This window comes from Acinetobacter sp. UBA2063 (genome assembly GCF_002333245.1).
Classification (GTDB): Bacteria; Pseudomonadota; Gammaproteobacteria; order Pseudomonadales; family Moraxellaceae; genus Acinetobacter; species Acinetobacter parvus.
In genome coordinates, this window is the sequence record NZ_DDAH01000002.1 from 7,412 (window position 1) to 8,820 (window position 1,409).

General features: G+C 41.9%; 2 protein-coding genes. One reads left to right on the forward strand and one right to left on the reverse strand.

All coding sequences use genetic code 11. The features are described 5' to 3' along the window. On the reverse strand, nucleotides 1-781 hold a 781-nt coding region (locus B4H32_RS00085; RefSeq protein WP_286798976.1), incomplete at its 3' end, for a glutamate synthase-related protein. A gap of 179 nt (nucleotides 782-960) precedes the next feature. On the opposite strand from B4H32_RS00085, the gene B4H32_RS00090 reads away from it, so the two are divergent. Beyond that, a partial coding sequence (locus tag B4H32_RS00090) for an MFS transporter (RefSeq protein ID WP_286798977.1) occupies nucleotides 961-1,409 on the forward strand: 449 nt, incomplete at its 3' end.

The following is a 1,409-nucleotide window of genomic DNA, read 5'->3' on the forward strand; positions in this document are numbered from 1 at the left end:
TGTTTGGATTTTGCGCCTGTAGGGTAAATTTCTCAGGATCAAATAATCCCTCAGGTGTACGACAACCAAAATAACCACTGGCAATTTGCCAGACAATGTCGCCGCCATTTTCCATATGGTAAGGGCTTAAACTACCTTCACCCGTATCGTGGTAAAAGTTGCCCAGTTGGGCACCCTTGTTTAAAGCCCGAATCGCATTGGCGCTTAGGCTGCCAAAACTCATGGCCGAGATATTCATGATTGAGGCACTATAAGGCTGGCTACATTGCGCATTGCCAATCAGAACCCGAAAAGTGGATGGATCGGCAGGTGGGCAGGGTGTCATCGAATGCACAATAAAACGATAGTTGGCTTGATAGACATCAATGATTGAACCAAAGGGTTTGTCTGCATTTTCATTTTTTGCACGCTGATAAACCAAGCTGCGTTGCATTCTGGAAAAGGGCAATGCATCCTGATCGGCTTCAATAAAATACTGGCGAATTTCGGGGCGCACATCCTCAAAAATAAAACGGAAATGTCCCAGAATTGGATAATTTCTTAAAATTGCATGCTTTTTCTGGAGCAGGTCATACAAGCCAAGCACACTGAGCAGGCTTGTCACCAGCCAAAGCCCATTCAATAAAGTGTCGGAAATAAAATAATAAATGCTATGTGGTGTATAAATGACCTTGAACCAGCTAATCGTCAGCGTGATCAAGATACAAACGAACCAAACCGAATGTCTTGAAAAGAAAGTATTGAGTAGTTTATGTCTTATAGCTTGTGCAGGGCTAGCCATAGGCAGGAGATTCCTATAATTCAGCAATCCACAAATCATGCCAAGAACCGTCTTTAACCACAAGTAATGAATTGTTAGACTTGAGAATTATTCTCTTAAATCAGCTAAAATTCAGTTCAACCTATCTGGATAAATTTTCCGATTTTTTCCAATATACATTTGTTGATAAGGCCCTTAATTTGTTGCACTCCCTGAATATCCAGACCCGTTTGGGTGGTTTCTACCTGTTCTACTATTCCATAGTGGGAACGTTTATGCCTTATTGGAACCTTTATCTGCAAGATCAGGGTTTTAATTATAAGCAAATTGGAATTTTATCTTCGATTGCAATTATTACCCGTTTTTTCGCGCCGTTGATCTGGGGCTGGATTGCAGATAAATCAGGCAAGCGGATGCTACTGGTACGAATCGCAACATGGATGGAAGCCTGTATCTGGTTTGCAATTTTTATTATTCCGAATAGCTTTCAATCGATTGCCTTATTGATGCTGGTTTTCAGCTTTTTTCAGAATGCGATTCTGGCACAGTTTGAGGGGGTGACTTTATTCTGGCTGGGTGAAAAGCGGGCTGAGTTATATGGCAAGGTTCGGAAATGGGGTTCAGTCGGCTTTATTGTTGGGGTATTTGC